Raw genomic sequence first — 24447 nt, forward strand, 5'->3', positions numbered from 1 at the left:
GCGACCATCTCTTTATGTGGACGTCGCTATGTCACTATTTTCTTTACGTCGGCCGGTGGTTAGCCGTACAACCTATCTGATTCTGTTTGCCTGCTATATTGGGCTGGTACTGAATCTCGCCTTCTATCGTCAGGTGTTTACCCTGCTGCCGGTCAACGGCCTGCACAACTGGCTGGTGTTCCTCAGCATGCCGATAGTGGCAATTAGCGTGATGAACATCATTACCACCATCGCCTCGTTCCTGAAGCTTGACCGTCTGGTGATTAGCCTGTTTATCTTGCTGAGCGCTTCGGCTCAGTATTTTATCTGGACCTTCGGCGTGGTGATAGACCGGGGAATGATCACCAATATTTTCGATACCACCCCCGCCGAAAGTTTCGCCCTGCTCTCCAGCAAAATGGTTCTGATACTCGGCCTTTCCGGGGTTCTGGCGGTAGCTGTCGTCTGGTGGGTTAAAATTCGTAAACCGCAAACGTTATGGCGCGGCGTCGCCGTGCGCCTGCTCAACATCGTGGTTTCAGCACTGTTGATTATTCTGGTCGCCGCGCTGTTTTATAAAGATTACGCCTCGGTGTTTCGCAATAACAAAGAGCTGGTGAAATCTTTGAGTCCGTCGAACAGTATTGTGGCGATGAATTCCTGGTATGCACATAACAGAATGGCCAATCTGCCTCTGGTAAAAATTGGCGAAGACGCCGTGCAGAAGCCGGAAATGCGCAACGGAGCGAAGAAAAACCTGACCATTGTTGTGTTAGGCGAAACCTCAAGAGCGGCGAATTTTTCGCTCAACGGCTATTCCCGCGAAACCAACCCGCGCCTGAAGCAAGATAATGTGGTTTATTTCCCGAATACCACCTCCTGCGGCACCGCCACGGCAGTTTCCGTGCCGTGCATGTTCTCTAATATGCCGCGTGCCCACTATGATGAAGAATTGGCACAGCATCAGGAAGGAGCACTGGATATCCTGCAACGCGCAGGAGTCAAGGTACTGTGGAGCGACAACGATGGCGGCTGCAAAGGGGCCTGCGACCGGGTTCCGCACCAGAACGTAACCAATCTCAATCTGAGCGGTCAGTGCATCGACGGCGAGTGCTACGATGAAGTGTTATTCCATAACCTGGAGAGCTACATCGACGGTTTGCAACAGGACGGGATTATCGTTCTGCATACTATCGGCAGCCACGGTCCGACCTATTACAATCGCTATCCGCCGCAGTTTAAGCAGTTCACACCGACCTGCGACACCAATGAGATACAGGGTTGCACTCAGCAGCAGCTCACCAATACCTACGACAATACGATTTTGTATGTCGATTATGTGGTCGATAAAGCGATAAAATTATTGCAGTCGAAGCAGGATAAATTTACCACCAGCCTGGTGTATCTCTCAGATCACGGCGAGTCGCTGGGCGAAGATGGTGTTTATTTACACGGGCTGCCGTGGTCCATCGCGCCGGATACGCAAAAGCATGTGCCGATGCTGCTGTGGCTGTCGCCGGATTATCAACAGCGCTATGGCGTATCCGGACAGTGTTTGCAGCAAAAAGCGAAAACACAACCGTATTCGCAGGATAATCTCTTCTCCACCCTGCTCGGTCTGCTCGGAGTCAGCACCCACGAGTACCAGGCAACAGACGATATTTTAACGCCATGTAGAGAGGCAGGCCGATGAAAATTTTAGTCATTGAAGACGATGCGCTCCTGTTACAAGGATTAATTCTGGCAATGCAAAGCGAGGGCTACGTTTGCGACGGCGTGTCTACTGCTCATGAAGCGGCGCTCTCTCTGGCCAGCAATCACTACAGTCTGGTGGTGCTCGACCTGGGCCTGCCGGATGAAGACGGCCTGCATTTCCTGGCGCGCATGCGCCGGGAGAAGTTTAGCCAGCCGGTGCTGATCCTTACCGCCCGCGATACCGTTGATGACCGCATCAGTGGCCTGGATACCGGCGCGGATGACTACCTGGTTAAACCGTTTGCCCTGGAAGAGCTGAACGCGCGCATTCGCGCCTTGCTGCGTCGTCATAACAATCAGGGAGACAACGAACTGACTATCGGCAATCTGCGCCTGAACGTTACCCGCCGTCTGGTCTGGCTCGGCGAGCAGTCCCTCGATTTAACGCCGAAAGAGTACGCCTTGCTCTCCCGCCTGATGATGAAAGCGGGCAGCCCGGTGCACCGCGAAATTCTCTACAACGATATTTACAGTTGGGATAACGAACCGGCTACCAACACCCTGGAGGTGCATATCCACAATCTGCGCGATAAGGTGGGTAAAGCGCGGATCCGCACCGTCCGGGGCTTTGGCTATATGCTGGTTAATAATGGGGAGACGGAATAACGCTATGGCTCTGTTTGTGAGTGAAAACTGGACCATGCGCCACCGGCTGCTGCTGACTATTGGCACCATTCTGGTGGTGTGTCAGTTAATCAGCGTATTCTGGCTGTGGCATGAGAGCAAAGAACAGGTTCAGTTACTGGTTGCTAGCGCCATTGAGGGGCATAACAACCAAAAGCATGTTGAGCATGAAGTCCGTGAAGCGGTCGCCAGCCTGTTGATCCCAAGTCTGCTGATTATCGGCCTGGCGCTATATATCTCTCTGCTCGCAGTGAAAAAAATCACCAAACCGCTTTCCAACCTCCAGCAGGAGCTGGAAAGCCGCACCCCGGATAATTTGCAGCCAATCGCCCTGAAAGAATCGGTACCGGAAGTTACTGCAGTCACCACCGCGATTAATCAGCTGGTCTCCCGCCTGAATTTAACCCTCGATCGCGAACGTCTGTTTACCGCCGACGTCGCCCATGAGCTGCGCACGCCGCTTGCCGGGCTGCGTCTGCATCTGGAGCTGCTGGCAAAAGTCCATAGCGTCAGCGTAGACCCGCTGATTCAGCGGCTCGATCAAATGACCAACAGCATCAATCAATTGCTTCAGCTGGCGCGCGTCGGTCAGTCATTTTCCGCCGGGAGCTATCAGCAGGTGGCGCTGAAAGAGGATGTTGTCGAACCGCTACAAGATGAGCTACAGGCGATGCTGGCACAGCGGCAACAGAAGCTGGTGCTTGATGAAGGAAGTGGTGAGGCGATTGTGTCAGGCGACGCTACGCTGGTGCGGGTGATTTTACGTAACCTGGTGGAAAACGCGCATCGTTACAGCCCTGCGGGGTCGACGATTCGCGTGTCGATAAAGCCTGGCCTGACGTCAATTCTGGCGGTGGAAGATGAAGGTCCGGGAATTGATGAAGCAAAAAGCGGTGAATTGAGCAAAGCGTTTGTGCGCATGGACAGCCGCTACGGTGGTATTGGTCTGGGGCTCAGTATCGTAACCCGCATCGCCCAGTTACACGATGCCCAGTTCTTTTTACATAACCGTCAACCCGGCCCAGGAGTTCGCGCCTGGGTGCTCTTCCCTAAAACGTCCCGTCAGAACGTCAGCACCCACTGATGGAAGAAGGCAACGACAATTACAAAGGCGCAGGTAACTGCCAGGTATTCGCGGAAGGTTAATTTTTGCATGACGCTATCCTCAGTAGATTGAGGATAGTTTCGCCGAACAATATTAAGCCAACATTAAGGACCACGGAAAAACGGGATTGAACCCGTGACTGAAAATCCCGGGCCGCAGACGGCTATAAACCCGTAGCCCGGGCAAGGCGCGTCAAGCGCCGCCCCCGGGATGAAGCCACGCGCAGGCATCTGATCCGGCTCATTTCCCGGAGGCGATGCTGCGCATCTGTCCGGGCTACCGGCCCGCAGACGGGTGTGACCCCTTAGCCTGTGGAGACGTCAAACCAATGCATCAGGTCCAGCTAAGCACGCCCCAGCCTCTATTTCGCAAACGGCTACGACGCAGCGATAAACAGATCGCGCAGCTGATGAAGCTGGTCGCGAATTTGCGCCGCCTCTTCGAACTCCAGGTTTTGCGCATGCTGCATCATCTGCCCTTCCAGCTCGCGAATTTTCTGCTGTAGCGCTTTCGGCGTCAGGGTCAGTTCCACCGCATCAGCTTCAACCGGTGAGCGGAACTTGCCGCGTCCCTTGGTTTTGGTTTTCGCAATATTCTGACCCAGCGCCAGAATATCAACCACTTTCTTATTGAGTCCCGTAGGCGTAATACCGTGCTCTTCATTGTAACGTTGCTGCTTCTCACGACGACGCTCGGTTTCATCAATCGCTCTGGCCATCGACGCCGTTATCCTGTCGCCGTAAAGAATCGCCTTACCGTTGATGTTACGCGCCGCTCGGCCAATAGTCTGAATCAGCGAGCGCTCCGAGCGCAGGAAGCCCTCTTTGTCGGCATCCAGAATAGCCACCAGCGACACTTCCGGCATGTCTAAGCCTTCACGCAACAGGTTAATCCCGACCAGTACGTCAAACTCGCCCAGACGCAGGTCGCGGATAATTTCCATACGTTCCACGGTGTCGATATCTGAGTGCAGGTAGCGCACCCGCTCACCGTGCTCTTCCAGATACTCGGTTAAATCTTCCGCCATCCGCTTGGTCAGGGTGGTGACCAGTACGCGCTCGTTAATCGCGGTGCGAATACGAATTTCCGAGAGCAGGTCGTCCACCTGAGTCGCCACCGGACGCACTTCAATCACCGGATCCAGCAGCCCCGTAGGACGGACAACCTGGTCCACCACCTCGTCGCCGGATTTATCCAGCTCATAGGCTCCCGGCGTCGCCGAGACATAAATACTTTGCGGCGCCAGCGCCTCAAATTCTTCAAACTTCAGCGGGCGGTTATCCAGCGCCGACGGCAGGCGGAAGCCATATTCCACCAGCGTCTCTTTACGCGCCCGGTCCCCACGGTACATGCCGCCGATTTGCGGAATAGTGACGTGGGACTCATCAATCACCAGCAGGCCATCGGCCGGCAGGTAGTCAAACAGCGTCGGCGGCGGCTCGCCCGGCCCGCGACCCGACAGGTAGCGCGAGTAGTTTTCAATCCCCGAGCAGTAGCCCAGTTCGTTCATCATTTCGAGATCGAACTGGGTACGCTGGCTCAGGCGCTGCTCTTCCAGCAGCTTGTTGTTCTCCAGCAGCACCTTGCGCCGGTCAGCCAGCTCAACTTTAATCTCTTCCATCGCCTGGACGATACGTTCACGCGGGGTGACGTAGTGGGTTTTCGGATAGACGGTGAAGCGTGGGATCGTTGACTCAACGTGACCGGTCAGCGGATCGAACAGCGACAGACGTTCGACTTCTTCATCGAACAGCTCAACGCGCAGCGCGATATCGTCAGATTCCGCCGGGAATATATCAATGACTTCGCCGCGCACGCGGAAGGTACCGCGCTGAAAAGCCTGATCGTTGCGGGTATATTGCAGTTCAGCCAGACGGCGTAAAATGGCGCGCTGGTCGATTATCATGCCGACCGTAAGGTGCAGCATCATCTTCAGGTACAGGTCCGGATCGCCCAGACCGTAGATAGCGGAAACCGATGCCACTACCACCACATCACGACGCTCCAGTAGCGCTTTGGTCGCTGACAGACGCATCTGTTCGATATGTTCGTTAACGGAAGCATCTTTCTCGATGAAGGTGTCAGAGCTGGGTACGTACGCTTCTGGCTGGTAGTAGTCATAGTACGAGACGAAGTACTCCACCGCGTTCTCCGGGAAGAACTCTTTCATCTCGCCGTAAAGCTGCGCCGCGAGGGTTTTGTTCGGCGCCAGCACCATCGTCGGGCGCTGGAGATCGGCAATAACGTTGGCAATGGTAAACGTTTTACCCGAACCGGTTACGCCGAGCAGCGTTTGATGCGCCAGGCCATCTTCCAGCCCCTCTTCCAGGCGACGAATGGCTTCCGGCTGGTCGCCAGAGGGACGGAAAGCAGAATGCAGCTTGAACGGTTTACTCATCAATCAGGACCTGAAGAAGGGTTGAACGGCAGGTGTTTAATTCTACCCTTCAGTTCAACTTTTGCCAATAAATAATACTGGATATAAAAACAGTACCACACTATCGTATATCTGTAGATTTGTCTTTTTTACCGCCATCGCGGACGAAAAAAAGCCGCCTTGCGGGATAATCCACCAATCAGTAGGGTTATCCCCAGAAACTTTTGGCATTTAACATTTGTCAAGCAAGGGGATGAATCTTTTGTGGCAGTCGGTGACACTTTTTTTACAGCCATTGATTTTATTTAATTAATTGATATTTAACAAAATTTAAGAAAAGATGGGTTTCGCGTCAATTTGCCCGCAGGCCGCGTAATCTCTAGCTTACCGCAAGTTCTCTAACTCTAATGCACAAGGTTATCCACAGGAATAGTGGATAACTGTCTGCAGCCCATGACCTGTGCCACCCGGCCGAAATCACTGAATGGGGCAAAACACCTGCTAAAAAAATTTATTGAATTTTTTTTGCGATTTATCGGCAAAGAATAGCTGGATTTTCTATTATTTTTTGCACCACATTTCAGCTCTCTGGCACCGGGAAAGTGCAAGGTCTGCCGTAACCCTCTTCACTTTCACCGTGCCACCCCTGTATTTGTCAGCAAATACCGAGAGTTCTTTTTCCTGGCAAGGGATTTGCAGAATCTTCTCGTCGCCCGCTATCCCAGGAAAGGAGAAAACGTCTATGTTGAGTCTACGTGCCGTGAACCACTATTACGGAAGCCAGCACACGCTGTGGAATGTTGACCTTGAGCTCAGGCCGGGGAAATGTACTTGCGTAATGGGGCGCGAGGGGATGGGGAAAACCACCCTCGTTAACTGTATTACCGGGCACCTCCCGGTGGCCAGCGGCAGTATGACCTGGCAGGACGCAGGGGCTGCGCCCTATGACCTGATGCCGCTCTCTGCGCAGTCACGCAGCGCCATCGGCATTGGCTACGTCCCGCAGGATAAACGTATCTTCTCGCAGCTCAGCGTGGAGGAAAATCTGCATATTGCCCTCGCGGCAGGCGGCGAATCCGCGTCAGCGGTAGCCGGGGAGATTTACGATCTGTTTCCGGAACTCTACGCTCTGCGGCAAAGCAAAGGCATTACGCTCACCGCTGACGATCAGTACCAGCTGGCATTGGCCAGAGCGCTGATAACCCGCCCGCGCCTGCTGATCCTCGACGAACCTTCACGCGCAGGGGGCCAGCGCTTCCTGCATAAGCTGGGCGATTTACTGGTGCGCCTGAATCGCGATATTGGCCTGACGGTACTGATCGCCGAGCAGCACCTGCCGTTTATTCGCCGGGTGGCAGATCGTTTTTGTCTGCTGCACTGCGGACGCAGCGTGGCCCAGGGTGACGTTATCCAGCTGGACGCGCCGCTGCTGGCGCAGTGGATGACGCCCGATCCAGCACGCTGAGATCGAGATAGTGACCGAGATCCTCGCGCTGTGCCACATCCGCCAGCCACGGGATCTCGCCGAGAAACGGCGCGGGCAGCACGCGTTTCAGCGTCGCCAGATACTCAAGGTGGCGCTTGCCCGGCGGCTGAATGTCGTTGGCAACCCATCCGGCCAGCGGCAGACCGGCCTGAAACACCGCCTGCGCGGTCAGCATCGCATGGTTAATGCACCCCAGCTTAACGCCCACCACTAAAATCACCGGTAACTGCTCTTGTTCTACCCAGTCGGCAAAGGTCAGCGTCTCTGAAAGCGGCGTAAACCAGCCCCCCGCCCCTTCGACTAACACCCAATCCGCCAGCCCTTCCAGCTCGCGTAAACCGGCCGAAAGCGCTGCGGCGTCAATTAGCCTGCCCTCATCGGCACTGATAATATGCGGCGACGTCGGCTCAGCAAAAGTGAAAGGATTGACCTGCTCGTAGCGTAGCGCTACCTGGCTATTGCGCTGTAGAGCCAGCGCGTCGTCGTTGCGCAGCCCTTCCGCCGTATATTCGCTTCCGGAAGCTACCGGCTTATAGCCCGCGCTATTGAATCCTGCGCGATTGGCCGCCTGTAGCAGAGCGCAACTGGTAACGGTTTTACCGACTTCAGTATCGGTTCCGGTCACGAAAAAACGTTTAATCACGTTCGATGACTCCTGTAAAAAGGTGATATGTCAGCGGACACTGGCCCCGCTGCTGCGGCCAGGCGAACTGGAGCTGCCGCAGTTTACCGCGACTCAGCGGTGCGGGGCTGCGCCCGTGGTGCAAATGGGTCGCACCGATGCCTTTCAGGGATCGCATCGCGCTGAGCGCATCGGCAAACGGCAGAGTGATGGCATGGATATGACCGATAGCGCGACGACCAACCAGCGTCTGGCGTACCGACTGCTCACTAAGAAAACGGTTGGCATGTGGCTGTTCATCAATAGCTCGCCACGCCTGATTTAGCTCCGGCAAAGAGCCTGCCAACAGCGTACTAAACGCAACGCGCCCGCCGGGGCGTACCACCCGATACAGCTCATTAATGGCGGCGGCAAGATTGTCGCACCACTGAACCGCAAGGTTGCTCCACGCCAGATCAACGCAACCCTCAGCCAGAGGCAGCGCTTCGATGTCGCCTTCAATGTAGCGATGTGCGCACTCTCCACGCCGGGCTTGCGCCAGCATATCAACGGAGAGATCCAGCGCCGTCACCTGACTACCCGCCTCACGCCAGTATCGGCTGATGCTGCCGGGGCCGCAGCCCGCGTCCAGCACCTCGGAGAAGGTTTTTACATTGAGCTGCTCCAGCAGCAGAGAGGCGCTAATGCGTTGTAATTCATCATGTTGAGAATAGTGTTCCGCTGCACGACCAAACGCCGCCGCTATCGCGCGTTTATTCACCGCCGCCATGCAGCACCTCCAGCAGACGAGCAATATCAGTGGATTCATGCGCTGCGGTAAGCGTCAGGCGCAGTCGCGCGCTGCCGGAGGGAACCGTCGGCGGGCGGATTGCCGTCGCCCAGCAGCCCTGCTCGCGCAGGCGTGCCGCCAGCCGCAGCGCGCGCGCGTTGTCGCCGACGATCAACGGCTGAATCGCGCTGCAAGATTGAGTCAGTTCGCCGGGATAATCGGCCATTTCTCGACGAAAATCGGCAATATGGCAGGCCAGCTTTTCCCGCCGCTGCTGCCCATCGTCGCTACGAATAACGCCCAGCGCCGCGCTGAGAGCTACAGCCTGCGCCGGAGGCATCGCGGTGCTGTAAATCAGATGACGGGCAAACTGCAGCAGATAATCCGCCAACTCTTCGCTGCACAGTACCGCCGCGCCGCTCACGCCAAAAGCTTTGCCGAAGGTAACAATCAGCAGATCCGGATGTACCTGTTGGCTATCGCAACTCCCTCGCCCCTCTTCGCCGACCACGCCGATGCCGTGCGCGTCGTCCACCAGCAGGAGCGCCTCAGCCAACCGCGTCGCCCGCTGGATATCCGTCAGCGGAGCGCTATCACCATCCATACTGAAAATCCCTTCGGTCACCACCAGCTGTTGACCGGATAGCGATTTCGCCAGCAGCTCTTCAAGATGCCGGGCGTCATTGTGCTGAAAGCGCCGCAGCTGCGCTGGACTGAGATGAGCAGCTTCAAGGAGCGAAGCATGGCTGAGGCGGTCGGCAACAATCCGATCTTCTTTGCCTACCAGGGCGGCAATCACCGCCTGATTGGCGGCAAAACCGGAGATAAACAACAGTGCGCGCGGGTAGCCCAGCCAGTCGGCAAGCTGCTCTTCCAGCGCGCAATGCGCCTCGCTATAGCCGCTGACGTGACCGGAGCCGCCGGAGCCAACGCCGTAGCGCTCCGCGCCTTCCTGCCAGGCTTTGACGATCGCCGGATGCTGGCTGAGGCCCAGATAATCGTTACTGGAAAAATTGAGCCAGCGCTGGCCTTCGCGGGTGAGCCAGCGCCCTGCCCCCTGGGTTACCGGCAGTCGGCGGCGCAAAGCATCCGCCGACTGCCGTTCTTCTAGCGCAAGCGCAATGCGTTGCTGCCAGCTCATAGCGCCGCCGCGTTGTAATATTCCTCGGTATCGGGATTCATCAACGCCTGCTCCAGACGCTGCTGCTGGGCGTTATCGCCTTCCAGCACTGCGGTCTGCTGCGGGTTAATCCCCAGTTTGCGGAACAGTTGCAGATCTTTGTCCTCTTCCGGGTTGGGCGTAGTCAGCAGCTTGCAGCCGTAGAAAATCGAGTTGGCCCCGGCCATAAAGCACATCGCCTGGGTTTGTTCGTTCATCTGCTCGCGCCCGGCGGAGAGGCGCACGTGCGAGGTCGGCATCATGATGCGTGCGATGGCGATAGTGCGAATAAAATCAAAGGCGTCAACGTCATCATTATCCGCCAACGGCGTACCTTTGACCTTCACCAGCATATTGATCGGCACGCTTTCCGGCGGGGTCGGCAAATTGGCCAGCTGTAACAGTAACCCAGCTCGGTCTTTGACCGTTTCGCCTAAGCCAACGATACCGCCGGAGCACACTTTTATTCCCGCATCGCGGACTTTATCGAGGGTATCGAGACGCTCCTGGTAGGTACGGGTGGTGATGATATTGCCGTAGAACTCCGGCGAGGTATCGAGGTTGTGGTTGTAGTAATCCAGACCGGCGCCGGCGAGCCGCTGCGCCTGGCTATCGTTCAGAGTCCCGAGGGTCATGCAGGCCTCCAGCCCCATCTCTTTCACCCCTTTCACCATCTGCTCGAGGTAGGGCATATCGCGATCGTTAGGGTTCTTCCACGCCGCCCCCATGCAGAAGCGGGTTGAACCAGCTTTTTTCGCCTGCCGCGCCGACTCCAGCACCTGTTCAACCTCCATCAGGCGCTCGGATTCGAGACCGGTTTTGTAGCGCGCGCTTTGCGGGCAGTATTTGCAATCTTCCGGGCAGGCGCCGGTTTTAATCGACAGCAGCGTACTGACCTGAACCTGGCGCGGATCGAAGTGTTGGCGATGGATCTGCTGCGCTTCGAACAGTAAATCCAGGAAGGGTTTATTAAACAACTCAGTGACTTGTGACATTGTCCAGCGGGTGTGGTGAGCCATTAGCCTCTCCAAAAAAGTCGTACACGTCCTGGTTCACACAGCCTCTTTGTTGGCTGCACTCGCTCACCCCAGTCACATAGTGAACTATGCTCCTGGGGATTTCTCGCTTGCCGCCTCGACGCTGCGCGAAATATTTTGTGTACGTTTCATTGTAAGTTCAGTGTAGACTTGTAAACCTAAATGTTTTCAAAATGGTTTACAAGTCGATTATGACAATGGACGATCTCGCTTTCGATCGGCGCCATATCTGGCACCCTTACACTTCAATGACTTCCCCACTGCCGGTCTATCCGGTGGTGGCAGCCCACGGCTGCGAATTGACCCTTGCCGGTGGCGAGCAGTTAGTTGACGGCATGTCGTCCTGGTGGGCGGCGATTCATGGCTACAATCACCCGCGGCTAAACGCGGCGATGAAAGCGCAGATTGACCAGATGTCGCACGTGATGTTTGGCGGGATCACTCACCCTTCCGCCGTCGCGCTGTGCCGCCAGCTCGTGGCAATGACCCCGGAATCCCTTGAATGCGTGTTCCTCGCTGATTCCGGTTCCGTTGCCGTTGAAGTGGCGATGAAAATGGCGCTCCAGTACTGGCAGGCAAAGGGCGAGCCTCGTCAGCGCTTTCTCACCTTCCGCAACGGCTATCACGGCGACACCTTCGGCGCGATGTCGGTCTGCGATCCGGATAATTCAATGCACAGTCTGTGGCAGGGTTATCTGCCGAATAACTTGTTCGCCCCGGCGCCGCAAAGCCGCTTCGATGGTGAATGGGATGAGCTGGATATGGTGCCGTTCGCTCGTCTGATGGCCGCCCATCGCCATGAAATCGCGGCGGTTATTGTGGAACCGATTGTCCAGGGCGCAGGCGGAATGCGGATGTACCATCCCGAGTGGCTCAAGCGGATCCGCAAAATGTGCGACCGCGAGGGCATACTGCTGATTGCCGATGAGATTGCCACCGGATTTGGCCGCACTGGCAAGCTGTTCGCCTGCGAGCACGCAGACATCGCGGCAGATATTCTGTGCCTCGGCAAAGCGCTAACCGGCGGCACCATGACCCTATCCGCCACGCTAACCACCCGCCAGGTAGCGGAAACCATTAGTAACGGCGAAGCGGGCTGCTTTATGCACGGCCCGACCTTTATGGGCAATCCACTGGCCTGCGCGGTAGCGGCGGAGAGCCTGCGTCTGCTGGCAGGCGGTGAGTGGCAACAGCAGGTGGCGGCGATTGAAACACAGCTGAAAGCCGAGCTGGCCCCGGCAAGAGAATCCGCGCTGGTTGCCGATGTCCGTGTGCTTGGGGCGATTGGTGTGGTCGAGACCCGCAGGCCGGTGAATATGGCAGCGCTTCAGCGCTTTTTCGTCGACCTGGGCGTGTGGATCCGCCCGTTCGGACGCCTGATCTATCTGATGCCGCCGTATATCATTACCCCAGAACAGCTGACCCGTCTGACCCACGCGGTTAACGCCGCAGTACAGGAAGAAACATATTTTAGCGAATAAGAGACGGTAATGATTCGCCTTACACGCTACACTTCTTTGCTAATCAGTAGATTAACCTGAGGAGAGACGATGAAATTAATCAGTCATGATTTGCTGGATGGCGAGAAGCTGCCCAATCGTCATGTATTCAACGGTATGGGCTACGATGGCGATAATATTTCGCCGCATCTGGCGTGGGATGATGTCCCGGCGGGAACCAAGAGCTTCGTGGTGACCTGCTTCGATCCCGATGCGCCGACCGGCTCCGGCTGGTGGCACTGGATTGTGGCCAACCTTCCAGCGGATACCCGCGTGATACCGCAGGGGGCAGGTTCAGGCCAGGCGGAATTACCCGAAGAGGCGATCCAGACGCGCACCGATTTCGGTCAGGCAGGATACGGCGGCGCGGCGCCACCGAAGGGTGAGACCCACCGCTATATCTTTACCGTCCACGCGCTGGATGTTGATAAAATTGATGTCGATGAGGGAGCAAGCGGCGCGATGGTGGGCTTTAACGTCCATTTTCACAGCCTCGGCAGCGCGTCGATTACCGCCCTGTTTAGCTAGCGATCCCGGAGGTCCGGGCTACGGGTCCGCGCGGTTTGCGGGTTTTGTAGCCCGGACAGGTGCGCAGCACCGCCTCCGGGAAGATTAACTACTCCGTCACCGCCAGCACGGCGTTTTTTCTGACCCGCGCAAACCACACTACCGTCAGCAGGCCGAGCCAGACCAGACCGGCGATTAGCGCAATCCGCGTCTCCTCCACCATCCCCAGCACCGCGATCACCAGCCCCATAAACAGCAGGGTCAGCAGCGGCGCAACCGGCCAGAATGGTACCGGGAACGCGATATGACGACGCTCTTCTTCAGACAAACCACGACGCATCGCAAAGTGCGCCAGCAGGATCATTAGCCAGACCCACACCGTGGCGAAGGCGGCCAGCGAGGCGATCAGCACAAACACTTGCTCCGGCATCAGATAGTTCAGCACCACCGCTGCCAGCAGCGCCACGCCCATCACCACCACCGTCATCCACGGCACGCCGTTGCTGGCGATGCGCTGGAAGCTCTTCGGTGCCAATCCCTCTTTCGCCATCCCGTACATCATGCGCCCCGCGCCGAAAATATCGCTGTTTATCGCCGAAATACTGGCGCTGATCACGATAATATTAAGGATGGTGGCCGCCGCCGGGATGCCCAGACCATCAAAAATCAGCACAAACGGGCTACCCCGTTCGCCGAAGCTGTTCCACGGGAAAATCGCCATCAGAATCGCCAGGGTGCAGACATAAAACAGCACGATACGCAGCGGAATGGTATTGATCGCCTGCGGGATCACCTTCTGTGGGTTCTTCGCTTCGGCTGCAGTCACGCCGATAATTTCCACGCCGCCGAAGGCAAACATCACAATGCCGAGCGAGGCGATGATGCCCTCCCAGCCGTTAGGGGCAAAGCCGCCGTGGCTCCATAAATTTTCCAGTCCGGTTGCCGGGAAAGCGTTACCGAAACCAAAGAAAATAATGCTGCCGCCCGCCACAATCATGGCAATAATCGCCACCACTTTAATCAGCGACAGCCAGAACTCCATCTCGCCGAAAACGCGTACGCTGCACAGGTTCATGGCACCGATAAAAAAGATAATGCTCAGCACCCAGATCCAGCGCGGAACGTCGGGATACCACAGCCCCATATAGATGCCGAAGGCGGTAACGTCCGCCAGGGCAACGATCACCATCTCAAAGGTGTAGGTCCAGCCGGTAATAAATCCCGCCAGCGGGCCAAGATACTGGCGCGCGTAGCTGCTGAAAGAGCCGGAAACCGGGTTACGTACCGCCATTTCCCCCAGCGCGCGCATGACGATAAATACCGCCGCGCCGCCAATCAGATAGGCCAGCAGTACTGCCGGCCCCGCGGCTTTAATCGCCGATGCCGAGCCGTAAAATAGCCCGGTACCGATAGCGGAGCCGAGGGCGATAAAACGAATGTGACGGGCATTCAGCCCGCGCAGCAGGTGTGGCTTGTTTTGTTGTTGCATATGCAAGTGTCCTGATAGTTTTTATACGACGACAAATATGCGTGTAGGGTGACCGGGAGGAGAAATCCTCCCGGCGCAGGTACAGAGAACAGCGATGGTTTAGTGTTGGTCTGAGAGCACGGCAGGCAGCAGTCGCGTCAGATGACGTGCCGCCAGAAGCGCAATGGCGTTTTCGATATCCGGGGCGAAGAAGCGATCTTCGGTGTAGTGTGTGACTCGCTCGCGCAGCAGGTGGCGCGCCTCTTCCAGCAGCGGACTGCTGGTCAGGCCTTCACGCATATCCAGCCCCTGTACGGAAGCCAGCCACTCAACGGCCAGCACGCCGCGCGTATTTTCCGCCATCGCCCACAGGCGGCGACCGGCGGCCGGTGCCATCGAGACGTGGTCTTCCTGATTAGCGGAGGTCGGCAGGCTGTCCACGCTGTGTGGGTGCGACAGCGCTTTGTTTTCGCTGGCCAGCGCCGCCGCCGTCACCTGGGCAATCATAAAGCCGGAATTGACGCCGCCGTTTTTGACCAGGAACGGCGGCAGCTGCGACATATGGCTGTCCATCATCAGGGCAATACGGCGCTCCGAAAGCGATCCGATTTCGGCAATCGCCAGCGCGATATTGTCCGCCGCCATCGCCACCGGCTCGGCGTGGAAGTTACCGCCGGAAATTACGTCGTTTTCGCTGGCAAACACCAGCGGGTTGTCGGAAACAGCGTTGGCTTCGATCAGCAGCACCTCCATCGCCTGGCGAAGCTGGGTCAGGCAGGCGCCCATCACCTGCGGCTGACAGCGCAGAGAGTACGGATCCTGCACCTTGGTACAGTTATGGTGCGACTGGGAAATCGCGCTATCGTCGGTCAGCAGATGGCGATAGAGCGCCGCCGCGTCAATCTGCCCACGCTGACCGCGCGCTTCATGGATGCGCGGGTCAAACGGACGCCGCGAACCGAGTGCCGCTTCGGTGGTTAACGCCCCGCAGACCACTGCGGAAGCAAACAGATCTTCAGCTTCAAACAAGCCGCGCAGGGCAAATGCCGTTGAAGCCTGGGTGCCGTTGAGCAGCGCCAGCCCCTCTTTTGCTGCCAGGGTAATCGGCTCCAGGCCCGCCTCGCGCAGCGCTTGCGTTGCCGGTAGCCATTCGCCGCCGCGCACCCGCGCTTTTCCTTCGCCCAACAGCGTTAAAGACATATGTGCCAGCGGCGCGAGGTCACCAGATGCGCCGACCGAGCCTTTCGCCGGGATCCACGGCGTCACGCCCGCATTCACCAGACCGATCAGCGCCTGAATCACGCTCAGGCGGATCCCGGAAAAGCCGCGCGACAGGCTGTTAATTTTCAGCACCATAATCAGACGCACCAGATCATCATCCAGCGGCTCGCCAATCCCCGCCGCGTGCGACAGCACTAATGAACGCTGGAGACTTTCCAGGTCTTCGGTGGAGATGCGGGTTTGCGCCAACAGGCCAAAACCGGTGTTAATGCCATACGCGGTACGGCCTTCCGCCAGAATCGCATTGACGCAGGCGACGCTATCGTCAATGGCTGCAAAGGCACTCTCGTCGAGGGTGATGTTGAGCGGCTGGCTATAGACATCGCGCAGCTGCGACAGGCTGAGTTGACCCGGAATCAGTGTTAAAGCGTTCATTTAGCGTGCCCCTGCGTTGCTGCCACCATCGGAAGATTCAAACCTTGCTCTGTCGCGCACTCAATCGCGATATCGTAACCCGCATCAGCATGGCGCATCACGCCGGTCGCCGGATCGTTGTGCAGGACGCGAGCGATACGCGCCGCCGCTTCGTCGGTACCGTCGCAGACGATAACCATGCCGGAGTGCTGCGAGAAGCCCATCCCTACCCCGCCGCCGTGGTGCAGCGACACCCAGGTCGCCCCGCTGGCGGTATTCAGCAACGCGTTGAGCAACGGCCAGTCGGAGACGGCATCAGAACCATCGCGCATTGATTCCGTTTCACGGTTAGGGCTGGCAACGGAGCCAGAGTCAAGGTGGTCGCGGCCAATGACGATTGGCGCCGAGACTTCACCACTGCGCACCATTTCGTTAAACGCAAGCCCCAGCTTCTGCCGCCACTCCAGGCCTACCCAGCAGATACGCGCCGGTAGCCCCTGGAAGCTGATACGCTCGCGGGCCATATCCAGCCAGTGGTGCAGATGCTTATCATCTTTCACGATCTCTTTAACTTTAGCGTCGGTTTTATAGATATCCTGCGGATCGCCGGACAGGGCAACCCAGCGGAACGGACCGATGCCGCGGCAGAACAGCGGACGGATATAGGCGGGAACGAAGCCGGGGAAATCAAACGCATTGCCAACCCCCATCTCCTGGGCCATCTGGCGAATGTTGTTGCCGTAGTCAAACGTCGGTACGCCCATTTCGTGGAAAGCCAGCATCGCCTGCACGTGGTCGGCCATTGAGCGCTTCGCCGCAAGGATAGTGCCCTGCGGGTCCGATTCGGCTTTCACCTGATACTCTTCCCAGCTCCAGCCTTTCGGCAGATAACCGTGCAGCGGGTCGTGGGCGCTGGTCTGGTCGGTCACCATATCAGGACGCACACCGCGCTTGACCATTTCCGGCACGATGTCTGCCGCGTTGCCGCACAGGGCGATGGAGATCGCGCGGCCTTCGGCGGTGTATTTTTTGATGCGCGCCAGGGCGTCATCCAGCGAGCTCGCCTGTTCATCAACGTAACGAGTACGCAGGCGGAAATCGATACGGCTCTGCTGGCATTCAATATTCAGCGAGCAGGCACCCGCTAAGGTTGCCGCCAGCGGCTGCGCACCGCCCATCCCTCCCAGACCTGCGGTCAGCACCCAGCGCCCTTTCAGGCTGCCCTGATAGTGCTGACGACCGGCCTCAACGAAGGTCTCATAAGTGCCCTGCACGATGCCCTGGCTGCCGATGTAGATCCAGCTGCCGGCGGTCATTTGGCCGTACATTGCCAGGCCTTTAGCGTCCAGTTCGTTAAAGTGCTCCCAGGTTGCCCAGTGCGGAACCAGGTTAGAGTTGGCGATCAGTACGCGCGGCGAGTTTTCGTGGGTTTTGAATACGCCCACCGGCTTGCCGGACTGCACCAACAGGGTCTCATCGCTCTCTAATTCTTTCAACGCCTTCACGATGGCGTCATAGCATTCCCAGTTACGCGCCGCGCGTCCAATACCACCGTACACCACCAGCTCATGCGGGTTTTCGGCGACATCCGGGTCGAGGTTGTTCATGAGCATACGCAGCGGGGCTTCGGTCAGCCAGCTCTTCGCATTTAACGTCGTGCCACGCGGTGCACGTACATCCTGCTGGCGGTATTTGCTTTGCGACATCGGGGTTCTCCTGACAATTAACGTTGTGTACGTAGATACATATACTTGTCTATACAAGCACACGCAAGCCAGGATTTAACACAAATGATACATTTTTGTTATATTGCGTCAGCAATCACGTTTTGCCGACGCGCAGGAAGATCAGGAACCGAAGTGGCCCTGCAGACGATAGCGGCTACCGGGAAAAAGCAGGCGCGCATGGGAGACGATATGGGTGGTGGACCAGGTGCGACGGCGGATCAGCAGGCATGGGTCATGGGCATGGATATGCAGCAGCGCACACTCCTCAGCCGTTGCCTGCACTGCTTCAACAATATGTTCCCCTTCGGTTAAGGGGGCGATCAACGACAAATAATCGTGAGGCGTGGTGACGGTATAGTCCTGACGCAGATAGTCCGGCACCACCGCAGCGTTAACGCAGCGGTCCTCAATCTGTACCGGGACATCATTTTCGAAATGTACCATCAGCGAATGAAAAATCCGCGTACCGGCGGCCACGTTCAGCGCCGCGGCATGAATCAGGTCAGCCTGCGTTTCCTCCAGCAAAAGCACCTCGCAGCGGTGCTGATGGTGGCGAGAAGCAATTTCTTCCGCGATGCTGCGCACTTCAAACAGCGCCGACTGCCCTTTCGGCTCCGCGACAAAAGTGCCCACCCCCTGCAGTCGCACCAGCAGGCCTTCATCGGTCAGCTCACGCAGCGCCCGGTTAATGGTCATCCGGCTAAAGCCAAACTGCGCTACCAGTTCCGCTTCCGAAGGAATGCGATCGTGCGGACGCCAGACGCCGCTATGGATCTTTTCGCTGATCGCCTGCTTCACCTTTTCATAGAATGGCGCAGGCGCGGAACGAGGTTGCGATGAGAACATGGCCGGGCTTTCCTTGTGCTAGTGGCGGCGAAACGTCCAGAATATACTGAATCGCTACTGCCACCAATGGGCGATTTGCCATGCCAGACGCGCTGCCGCGCGGGCTCCCTGGCTATCGATATCGTACTGCGGGTTGAACTCGACCAGATCCACTGCCTGAAGCTTACCGCTACGGCACAGCGGCTCGACAATACGCAGCAGCGTTGCCAGCGGGATACCCAGCGCGGCAGGCGCGGAGACCGCCGGCATTTCACGAGCGGGCAGCACATCCAGATCGATAGTCAGATACAGGCGATCGTAACAGGCAATATTGCGGCTAATTTCCGGCAAAACCCGCGCCTCAAAGGAGGTAAGAACATCGAGATCCTCGATAATCGTCACCTCGCGGTGGGCGGCCTCATCCCACAGTGCCTGAGTATTGGCGGCGCGGCTTACGCCGATACAAGCATAATGAAAACCGCGCTGCTGCGCTTCGCAGGCCAGCGCCAACTGACGGAACGGCGTACCGGAACTGGCCTGGTTGGCAAAACGCAAATCCAGGTGCGCATCAAGGTTAATGATGCCCACTTTTTCGTCAGGAAACGCATCCAGTACCCCGGCACCGTGGCCGAAAGCCGTCTCGTGACCGCCGCCTAACACCAGCGTCCGTTTTCCAGCACGTTGACAGGCAGTAACCGCTTCGCGTAGCGCCTGCTGAGCCTCTTCCAACTCATCCCCCTCCACGCTGATGGTTCCCATATCAACGCAGCGGTCATGCCCCTGATGACTGGCCATGTTCGCCAGCGCCCGCCGCAGGGTTTCAGGTCCCTTTTCGGCCCCGATGCGCCCTTTATTGCGCCGGACACCTTCATCGCAGGCGAATCCCAGCAGGGCAATATCACCCACCAGCGCTTCAGGTTCAAAGCGTTCAGCCCGCGCGATGGTTTGAAACAAGCGCAGCGCGTTAGCGGCTTCTGTGCTGTCGTCGCGCCCCAGCCAAAGCTCTGCGGGCGTGGGTTGCCATAGATTCATGCGATTTCTCCTCGTACGACGCGCTGCCAGAGCGGACTGCGCCCAGGCTCATAAACCATCTCTACCGGATGTTCCGCATCCCAGATAGCAAAATCGGCCACAAAACCTGCCGCCAATTGGCCGTGGCTCGCCTGACGGCCCAGCGCCTGCGCCGCATGGCGAGTCACGCCAGCCCACGCCTCCTCCGGCGTCAGGCCAAACTTCACGCAGGCCATATTCATCGCCAGATGCAGGCTGGCGAAGGGGCTGGTGCCGGGGTTGTAGTCGGTCGCCACCGCCATCGGCACTTTATGCTCACGCAGCAGATCAACCGGCGGTTTACGGGTTTCGTTAAGAAAATAGAACGCGCCGGGCAGGAGCACCGCCACGGTGCCGCTGCGGCTCATTGCCGCGACTCCCTCTGGCGTTAAATATTCAATATGGTCGGCGGAGAGGCCTTGATAGCGGCTCACCAGCTCAGCGCCGCCCAGCGAAGAGAGCTGCTCAACGTGCCCCTTTACCGGAATACACAATGCCTGAGCCGTACTGTAAACCCGCTCAGTTTGCGCCGGGCTAAAACCGACGTTTTCGCAGAAGGCATCGACGCTTTCGAACAATCCCTCTTCCCACAGCGCGGGCAGAATCGCTTCGCAAACCAGATTAATGTAGCCATCCGGGTCGCCTTTATATTCCGGCGGTGTGGCGTGAGCGGCGAGCAGCGTTGGCGAAATCTCGACGGCATAGCTTGCAGCCAGCTGTTGTATGACACGCAGCATCTTGCGTTCGTTTTCAAGGTCTAACCCGTAGCCGGATTTAATCTCCAGAGTGGTGACCCCTTCACGCAGCAGTCGCTCCAGCCGCCGTCGGGCCAGCTCCAGCAGTTCAGCTTCGCTGCTTTCCCGGGTAGCGCGCACCGTTGAGTTAATGCCGCCGCCGTTGGCGCTAATAGTCTGGTAGGAAACACCATTGAGGCGCTGTTCCCACTCCTGCGCCCTACTGCCGCCGAATATCAAGTGAGTATGGCAATCAATTAGCCCCGGCGTCAGAAGCCTGCCGCCGAGATCGATACTTCGCCCTGCGGGCGCCTCGCTGTCGGGAACAACGGCCTCAATGCGACCATTGCGCACCAGCAGCGCGTGACGCTCCAGTAGACCATAGGGTTGGGATAGATGGGGATCGAGGGTGGCAAGGCGGGCATTTCGCCAGATTACGCGTTCGGAAGTGGCATGTGTCATAGCGGTCAACTTGTCATGGGTTGTATAGACATTTATTTTGATTCCGCAAGAAATGTCAACTCAGGCAAGCGCAAATGTTATTTATTTGTGATCAAAAGCGACCCATTCCCGGTTCCTGCTATACAAAAGCAGCAACTTTTTTGCGCTATGTCTTCCCGTTTCGCTTAACTTGGTATAAAACAGCAGGCTTTAAAGGACTTATACCCGTCATACTTCAATTCAGGGTATATCTATTTGATTGATTCTTGCCCGGAGCAACATGAACACATATTCCGTTTCCCGCATGGCGCTGGCGCTGGCCTTTGGCGTGACGTTGTCCGCCTGTAGTTCGACGCCTGCCGATCAACAGCCCTCAACGCAGACTGCGCCGGGCACGGCCTCTCGTCCTGTTTTAACCGCCGACGAGGCCAAGAACTTTTTACCCGCGAGCTATTTCCAGTCTCTGGATCCGAACGCTGCGGCCTGGCATCCGTCCGCCATCAGCCTTCCGGCACAGCCCGATTTTGTTGTCGGGCCTGCCGGGACTCAGGGCGTAACCCATACCACCATTCAGGCTGCGGTTGACGCGGCAATAACTCGCCACTCCAACCGCCGTCAGTTTATCGCCATTATGCCGGGCGAATATGCAGGCACCGTATACGTTCCGGCAGCCCCCGGCGCGCTGACCCTGTACGGCACCGGCGAGAAGCCGATTGACGTAAAAATCAGCGAGGCGATTGATTCAGAAATGGATCCGGTCTCCTGGCGTCATCAGGTCAATCCAGGCGGTAAATACATGCCAGGTAAACCGGCCTGGTATATGTTCGACAACTGCCAGAGCAAACGCACCGCCACCATTGGCGTCATGTGCTCAGCAGTATTCTGGTCGCAGAACAACGGTCTGCAGCTGCAGAACCTGACTATCGCCAATAACCTTGGCGACAGCGTTGACGCAGGTACTCATCAGGCGGTCGCACTGCGTACCGATGGCGATCAGGTTCAGATAAATAACGTGAATATCCTTGGTCGCCAGAACACCTTTTTCGTGACCAATAGCGGCGTACAGAACCGTCTGCAGGATAATCGTCAGACTCGTACGCTGGTCAGCAATAGCTACATTGAAGGCGATGTCGATATTGTTTCCGGCCGCGGCGCCGTGGTATTCGATAACACCGACTTCCGCGTGGTGAATTCGCGCACCCAGAAAGAGGCTTACGTCTTTGCTCCGGCCACCCTGAAAAGCGTGACCTATGGCTTCCTGGCGGTCAACAGCCGCTTTACCGCTTCCGGCGATAACGTTGCGCAATTGGGCCGTTCTCTGGACGTCGACGGCAATACCAACGGCCAGGTCGTTATCCGCGATAGCGTGATTAATGAAGGCTTTAATATGGCCAAACCGTGGGCTGATGCCGTGGGTTCAAACCGTCCGTTTAGCGGTAATACCGGTACTGCCGATGACAAAGGCAATCCGCAGCGCAACCTCAACGATGCTAACTTCAACCGCATGTGGGAATACAATAACCGCGGCGTGGGAAGTTTTGTTGTCGCTGAGCCGAAGCAGTAACGGTTATAAACTTGAAGGGGGAGACATTCCCCCTTTTCTCTCCACTCCCTTCAGGCTCTATCCTCTTCCCCCTTCCACCACCATCTTCAGGATAGTTCATCCTGCTTGCTAAATTTTCACTATGTACAAGTTCACCATTACTAAAAACGCCAACTAAAACAATAAATTATATTTATAAAATAAAAAACTTAATCTATAAGTACAAAATTCCCTGAAAAAATTGTACAGGTAGAAAATCATGACTATAGTTATAGCGTAAGTTTTAATTTTTCTGCATTACAGCATCCTTATGACTTAAAAATTGCACACCATTTCTCTTGATACGGTGAAAAACTGAATAACAAAGATGATTGTTATCAATCGGCTTTGTTGGTTGATTAATTATTGAATGCAGCCTGAGATATATCATGCACATTAAAAACACTATTCCCGCAGAGTTCATTCCTAACTCTGCTTTGCTAAAAAACATCGAGAATATGGTGCAGATTAAGAATGAAACGGTGAGTAATGAGCGTTTAATCATTGAGGTTCAGCACCGCCTGAATATAGAGAAAAATGAAATTCTCGCTGATTTGTATATGCAAATACTGCATATGTTATACGGAAAAACTCATCACTAAGCGCGACTTTTAGTAGGCAAACATACAGCAACCAACGACCCAGGCTCGGAGGTCAAATGAATAGCGACAAACCAGATTTCTTTTTTAATCATTACGATCTTTGGATTAAAAATAACCTTCTCCGTCAGGGTTTACAGCTTATTCTTGATTCACTATCACCGGGCTGTTTTCATGGAAAATACGTTTTCTTCACCAGCGACAACTATTATTCTGTGTTAAATCATAAGTATGACCAACGGAGGGTTCGCTTTGTTCTGCTTACGGATGGTAATGACTTAAACTTCTTAAGTGAAATTCCAATGTTCAGAATCTCCGCGCGCTCCACGCCAGCTGAGATAAAATCGTTTATTCTCCGACCAACTCTGTATGGTAAAAAACCGGATGGCGAATCCGAGGGTATTATTCTTACCAGTCGTGAGAAAGCGGTTATTCGCTTAATGAATGATGGTGAAGCGATGGTTAATATCGGAAAGTCACTGAACTTGCATATCAAAACGATTTATCAAATCCGCCTTACGTTGATTAAAAAATTAGGCTGCTCCGGGCGCACAGATTTTTTTAACATTAGCCGTAGCGAAACGTTCAAAGCCTGGTCACAGCTCAATTCTTAATATTTTATCGTTAGGCCGAGTTAAAATATCTAAAGAAGAAAAAGCGGCGGAATATAAAAACAAAATCATGTTCCGCTGCTGGCTTCAATTCCCCTATTAATCCCCATGAAACTCGATGGTAAATCCCTGACTTTGCCAGTGGCTGAGTAATTCCGCCTGCAAAGGAGATAATGCACGGCCGGTCCAGACAAAAATGTGCTGTCCAGGGAACAGTTCCGGGCGAGGAGAATCAAGCGGTTCAGCCAGAACGTTAACATGCCAGGCACGCTGCGACAGTCGCCATGCTTCTAACCAGAGCCGGGTACGATCTTCATTACCCCAGCCAACCAACAACGTCTCTTTACCGACTTTTTTACGCGATTCGGCAAGGAATGACGCCACGCTATCGATCAAAATTCCATCCAGCATGCTGCTAATGGCCAACGACGTGTTTTGATCAAGATTTAATTTCTGCCGCACGGGCACATAAAGCTGGTCGATAAGACTATCCACGGGATATTCGTGGCTAAGAGACATAATTCTGGCGCGTAATTTCGAGGGCTGTACAACTCGCAGAAGTGTCATCATCTCGTCCTGGAGTAAAGCTGAACCATCGTGGGCAGCAGGTTGATGACCTTCCAGTAACGCCTTGACCTTACCGACAGAGACTCCACGTTCAATCCAGCGCTTGATCTCCTCAATACGTTGAACGTCTTCATCGTCAAACTGACGGTGCCCCCCCTCGCTTCTCTGCGGTTTAAGCAAACCGTATCTTCGCTGCCATGCACGCAAAGTAACGGGATTAATTCCGCAACGTTCGGCAACTTCACCGATACTGTAATAAGCCATTAGCGCCCTCGTAACATGCCATACT

At 56.0% G+C, this 24447-nt stretch carries 21 protein-coding genes; 9 read left to right on the plus strand and 12 right to left on the minus strand.

All coding sequences use genetic code 11. The features are described from left to right. Positions 1 to 28: 28 nt before the first annotated feature. The 3 genes from eptA to pmrB are packed head-to-tail and all read left to right on the plus strand — an operon-like array spanning position 29 to position 3442. Positions 29 to 1672 (plus strand): phosphoethanolamine transferase EptA, encoded by a 1644-nt coding sequence (gene eptA / locus QVF11_RS06605; RefSeq protein WP_287855808.1) that lies wholly within the window; start codon positions 29 to 31, stop codon positions 1670 to 1672. Then, the gene (gene pmrA / locus QVF11_RS06610; protein WP_112216965.1) at positions 1669 to 2340 is read left to right on the plus strand and encodes a two-component system response regulator PmrA; all 672 of its coding nucleotides are present in this window, start codon (positions 1669 to 1671) and stop codon (positions 2338 to 2340) included. Before eptA ends, pmrA begins: the two co-directional genes overlap by 4 nt. A 4-nt stretch (positions 2341 to 2344) precedes the next feature. Further along, positions 2345 to 3442 (plus strand): two-component system sensor histidine kinase PmrB, encoded by a 1098-nt coding sequence (gene pmrB / locus QVF11_RS06615; protein ID WP_287855811.1) that lies wholly within the window; start codon positions 2345 to 2347, stop codon positions 3440 to 3442. Positions 3443 to 3839: 397 nt separating this feature from the next. On the opposite strand, the gene uvrB is transcribed toward pmrB, so the two are convergent. Next, entirely contained in the window at positions 3840 to 5861 is a 2022-nt protein-coding gene (gene uvrB, locus QVF11_RS06620; RefSeq protein ID WP_287855813.1) for an excinuclease ABC subunit UvrB, read from the minus strand. Between the two features lie 721 nt (positions 5862 to 6582). On the opposite strand from uvrB, the gene QVF11_RS06625 reads away from it, so the two are divergent. Continuing rightward, entirely contained in the window at positions 6583 to 7305 is a 723-nt protein-coding gene (locus QVF11_RS06625; protein ID WP_112216961.1) for an ABC transporter ATP-binding protein, read from the plus strand. On the opposite strand, the gene bioD is transcribed toward QVF11_RS06625, so the two are convergent. The 4 genes from bioD to bioB are packed head-to-tail and all read right to left on the minus strand — an operon-like array spanning position 7247 to position 10895. Next, on the minus strand, positions 7247 to 7969 hold the full coding sequence (gene bioD / locus QVF11_RS06630) for a dethiobiotin synthase (RefSeq protein WP_287855815.1): 723 nt from the start codon (positions 7967 to 7969) through the stop codon (positions 7247 to 7249). The genes QVF11_RS06625 and bioD overlap by 59 nt on opposite strands. Next, a complete protein-coding gene (bioC, locus tag QVF11_RS06635; RefSeq protein ID WP_287855817.1) occupies positions 7962 to 8717 on the minus strand; it encodes a malonyl-ACP O-methyltransferase BioC in 756 nt (251 codons plus the stop codon). Before bioC ends, bioD begins: the two co-directional genes overlap by 8 nt. Beyond that, positions 8701 to 9858: an 8-amino-7-oxononanoate synthase gene (bioF, locus tag QVF11_RS06640; protein WP_287855819.1), complete on the minus strand. Its 1158-nt coding sequence runs from the start codon at positions 9856 to 9858 to the stop codon at positions 8701 to 8703. Before bioF ends, bioC begins: the two co-directional genes overlap by 17 nt. Then, the gene (bioB, locus tag QVF11_RS06645) at positions 9855 to 10895 is read right to left on the minus strand and encodes a biotin synthase BioB (RefSeq protein WP_112216957.1); all 1041 of its coding nucleotides are present in this window, start codon (positions 10893 to 10895) and stop codon (positions 9855 to 9857) included. Before bioB ends, bioF begins: the two co-directional genes overlap by 4 nt. A 209-nt stretch (positions 10896 to 11104) precedes the next feature. On the opposite strand from bioB, the gene bioA reads away from it, so the two are divergent. Further along, a complete protein-coding gene (gene bioA / locus QVF11_RS06650) occupies positions 11105 to 12394 on the plus strand; it encodes an adenosylmethionine--8-amino-7-oxononanoate transaminase (protein ID WP_287855843.1) in 1290 nt (429 codons plus the stop codon). A gap of 69 nt (positions 12395 to 12463) precedes the next feature. Continuing rightward, complete coding sequence (locus QVF11_RS06655) at positions 12464 to 12940, plus strand: kinase inhibitor (protein WP_112216956.1); 477 nt, start codon at positions 12464 to 12466, stop codon at positions 12938 to 12940. Positions 12941 to 13028: 88 nt separating this feature from the next. On the opposite strand, the gene QVF11_RS06660 is transcribed toward QVF11_RS06655, so the two are convergent. The 6 genes from QVF11_RS06660 to hutI all read right to left on the minus strand — a co-directional run bounded on the left by QVF11_RS06660 (position 13029) and on the right by hutI (position 20820). Continuing rightward, entirely contained in the window at positions 13029 to 14408 is a 1380-nt protein-coding gene (locus tag QVF11_RS06660; RefSeq protein WP_112216955.1) for an amino acid permease, read from the minus strand. Between the two features lie 99 nt (positions 14409 to 14507). After that, positions 14508 to 16043: a histidine ammonia-lyase gene (hutH, locus tag QVF11_RS06665; protein ID WP_287855823.1), complete on the minus strand. Its 1536-nt coding sequence runs from the start codon at positions 16041 to 16043 to the stop codon at positions 14508 to 14510. After that, on the minus strand, positions 16040 to 17728 hold the full coding sequence (hutU, locus tag QVF11_RS06670) for a urocanate hydratase (protein ID WP_287855825.1): 1689 nt from the start codon (positions 17726 to 17728) through the stop codon (positions 16040 to 16042). The genes hutH and hutU overlap by 4 nt, the downstream gene beginning before the upstream one ends. Before the next feature lie 141 nt (positions 17729 to 17869). Next, positions 17870 to 18595, minus strand: a complete 726-nt coding sequence (locus tag QVF11_RS06675) for a histidine utilization repressor (protein WP_112216952.1) — start codon at positions 18593 to 18595, stop codon at positions 17870 to 17872. 54 nt (positions 18596 to 18649) lie between these two features. Next, the gene (hutG, locus tag QVF11_RS06680) at positions 18650 to 19606 is read right to left on the minus strand and encodes a formimidoylglutamase (protein ID WP_287855828.1); all 957 of its coding nucleotides are present in this window, start codon (positions 19604 to 19606) and stop codon (positions 18650 to 18652) included. Then, positions 19603 to 20820, minus strand: coding sequence for an imidazolonepropionase (gene hutI / locus QVF11_RS06685; RefSeq protein ID WP_112216950.1), 1218 nt, complete (start codon positions 20818 to 20820; stop codon positions 19603 to 19605). Before hutI ends, hutG begins: the two co-directional genes overlap by 4 nt. Before the next feature lie 259 nt (positions 20821 to 21079). Here hutI and QVF11_RS06690 point away from each other — a divergent pair, with 259 nt between their 5' ends. The 3 genes from QVF11_RS06690 (at position 21080) to QVF11_RS06700 (ending at position 23594) form a co-directional block, all read left to right on the plus strand. After that, entirely contained in the window at positions 21080 to 22363 is a 1284-nt protein-coding gene (locus tag QVF11_RS06690) for a putative acyl-CoA thioester hydrolase (protein ID WP_142511983.1), read from the plus strand. Between the two features lie 407 nt (positions 22364 to 22770). Then, positions 22771 to 22983 (plus strand): hypothetical protein, encoded by a 213-nt coding sequence (locus QVF11_RS06695; protein ID WP_142511984.1) that lies wholly within the window; start codon positions 22771 to 22773, stop codon positions 22981 to 22983. Positions 22984 to 23039: 56 nt separating this feature from the next. Next, a complete protein-coding gene (locus QVF11_RS06700; RefSeq protein WP_142511985.1) occupies positions 23040 to 23594 on the plus strand; it encodes a LuxR C-terminal-related transcriptional regulator in 555 nt (184 codons plus the stop codon). 96 nt (positions 23595 to 23690) lie between these two features. Here the strand turns inward: QVF11_RS06700 and QVF11_RS06705 are convergent, their stop codons facing one another. Further along, on the minus strand, positions 23691 to 24422 hold the full coding sequence (locus QVF11_RS06705; RefSeq protein WP_142511986.1) for a MerR family transcriptional regulator: 732 nt from the start codon (positions 24420 to 24422) through the stop codon (positions 23691 to 23693). Positions 24423 to 24447: the final 25 nt, after the last annotated feature.

This window comes from Klebsiella sp. (assembly GCF_027492335.1).
GTDB lineage: Bacteria > Pseudomonadota > Gammaproteobacteria > Enterobacterales > Enterobacteriaceae > Klebsiella > Klebsiella huaxiensis.

What these genes read in the sequence shown, in the direction of transcription:
- eptA (WP_287855808.1), top strand. Translation starts at nt 29, where the DNA reads ATGTCACTATTTTCTTTACGTCGGCCGGTGGTTAGCCGTACAACCTAT.
- pmrA (WP_112216965.1), top strand. Translation starts at nt 1,669, where the DNA reads ATGAAAATTTTAGTCATTGAAGACGATGCGCTCCTGTTACAAGGATTA.
- pmrB (WP_287855811.1), top strand. Translation starts at nt 2,345, where the DNA reads ATGGCTCTGTTTGTGAGTGAAAACTGGACCATGCGCCACCGGCTGCTG.
- uvrB (WP_287855813.1), bottom strand. Translation starts at nt 5,861, where the DNA reads ATGAGTAAACCGTTCAAGCTGCATTCTGCTTTCCGTCCCTCTGGCGAC.
- QVF11_RS06625 (WP_112216961.1), top strand. Translation starts at nt 6,583, where the DNA reads ATGTTGAGTCTACGTGCCGTGAACCACTATTACGGAAGCCAGCACACG.
- bioC (WP_287855817.1), bottom strand. Translation starts at nt 8,717, where the DNA reads ATGGCGGCGGTGAATAAACGCGCGATAGCGGCGGCGTTTGGTCGTGCA.
- bioF (WP_287855819.1), bottom strand. Translation starts at nt 9,858, where the DNA reads ATGAGCTGGCAGCAACGCATTGCGCTTGCGCTAGAAGAACGGCAGTCG.
- bioB (WP_112216957.1), bottom strand. Translation starts at nt 10,895, where the DNA reads ATGGCTCACCACACCCGCTGGACAATGTCACAAGTCACTGAGTTGTTT.
- bioA (WP_287855843.1), top strand. Translation starts at nt 11,105, where the DNA reads ATGACAATGGACGATCTCGCTTTCGATCGGCGCCATATCTGGCACCCT.
- QVF11_RS06655 (WP_112216956.1), top strand. Translation starts at nt 12,464, where the DNA reads ATGAAATTAATCAGTCATGATTTGCTGGATGGCGAGAAGCTGCCCAAT.
- QVF11_RS06660 (WP_112216955.1), bottom strand. Translation starts at nt 14,408, where the DNA reads ATGCAACAACAAAACAAGCCACACCTGCTGCGCGGGCTGAATGCCCGT.
- hutH (WP_287855823.1), bottom strand. Translation starts at nt 16,043, where the DNA reads ATGAACGCTTTAACACTGATTCCGGGTCAACTCAGCCTGTCGCAGCTG.
- hutU (WP_287855825.1), bottom strand. Translation starts at nt 17,728, where the DNA reads ATGTCGCAAAGCAAATACCGCCAGCAGGATGTACGTGCACCGCGTGGC.
- QVF11_RS06675 (WP_112216952.1), bottom strand. Translation starts at nt 18,595, where the DNA reads ATGTTCTCATCGCAACCTCGTTCCGCGCCTGCGCCATTCTATGAAAAG.
- hutG (WP_287855828.1), bottom strand. Translation starts at nt 19,606, where the DNA reads ATGAATCTATGGCAACCCACGCCCGCAGAGCTTTGGCTGGGGCGCGAC.
- hutI (WP_112216950.1), bottom strand. Translation starts at nt 20,820, where the DNA reads ATGACACATGCCACTTCCGAACGCGTAATCTGGCGAAATGCCCGCCTT.
- QVF11_RS06690 (WP_142511983.1), top strand. Translation starts at nt 21,080, where the DNA reads ATGAACACATATTCCGTTTCCCGCATGGCGCTGGCGCTGGCCTTTGGC.
- QVF11_RS06695 (WP_142511984.1), top strand. Translation starts at nt 22,771, where the DNA reads ATGCACATTAAAAACACTATTCCCGCAGAGTTCATTCCTAACTCTGCT.
- QVF11_RS06700 (WP_142511985.1), top strand. Translation starts at nt 23,040, where the DNA reads ATGAATAGCGACAAACCAGATTTCTTTTTTAATCATTACGATCTTTGG.
- QVF11_RS06705 (WP_142511986.1), bottom strand. Translation starts at nt 24,422, where the DNA reads ATGGCTTATTACAGTATCGGTGAAGTTGCCGAACGTTGCGGAATTAAT.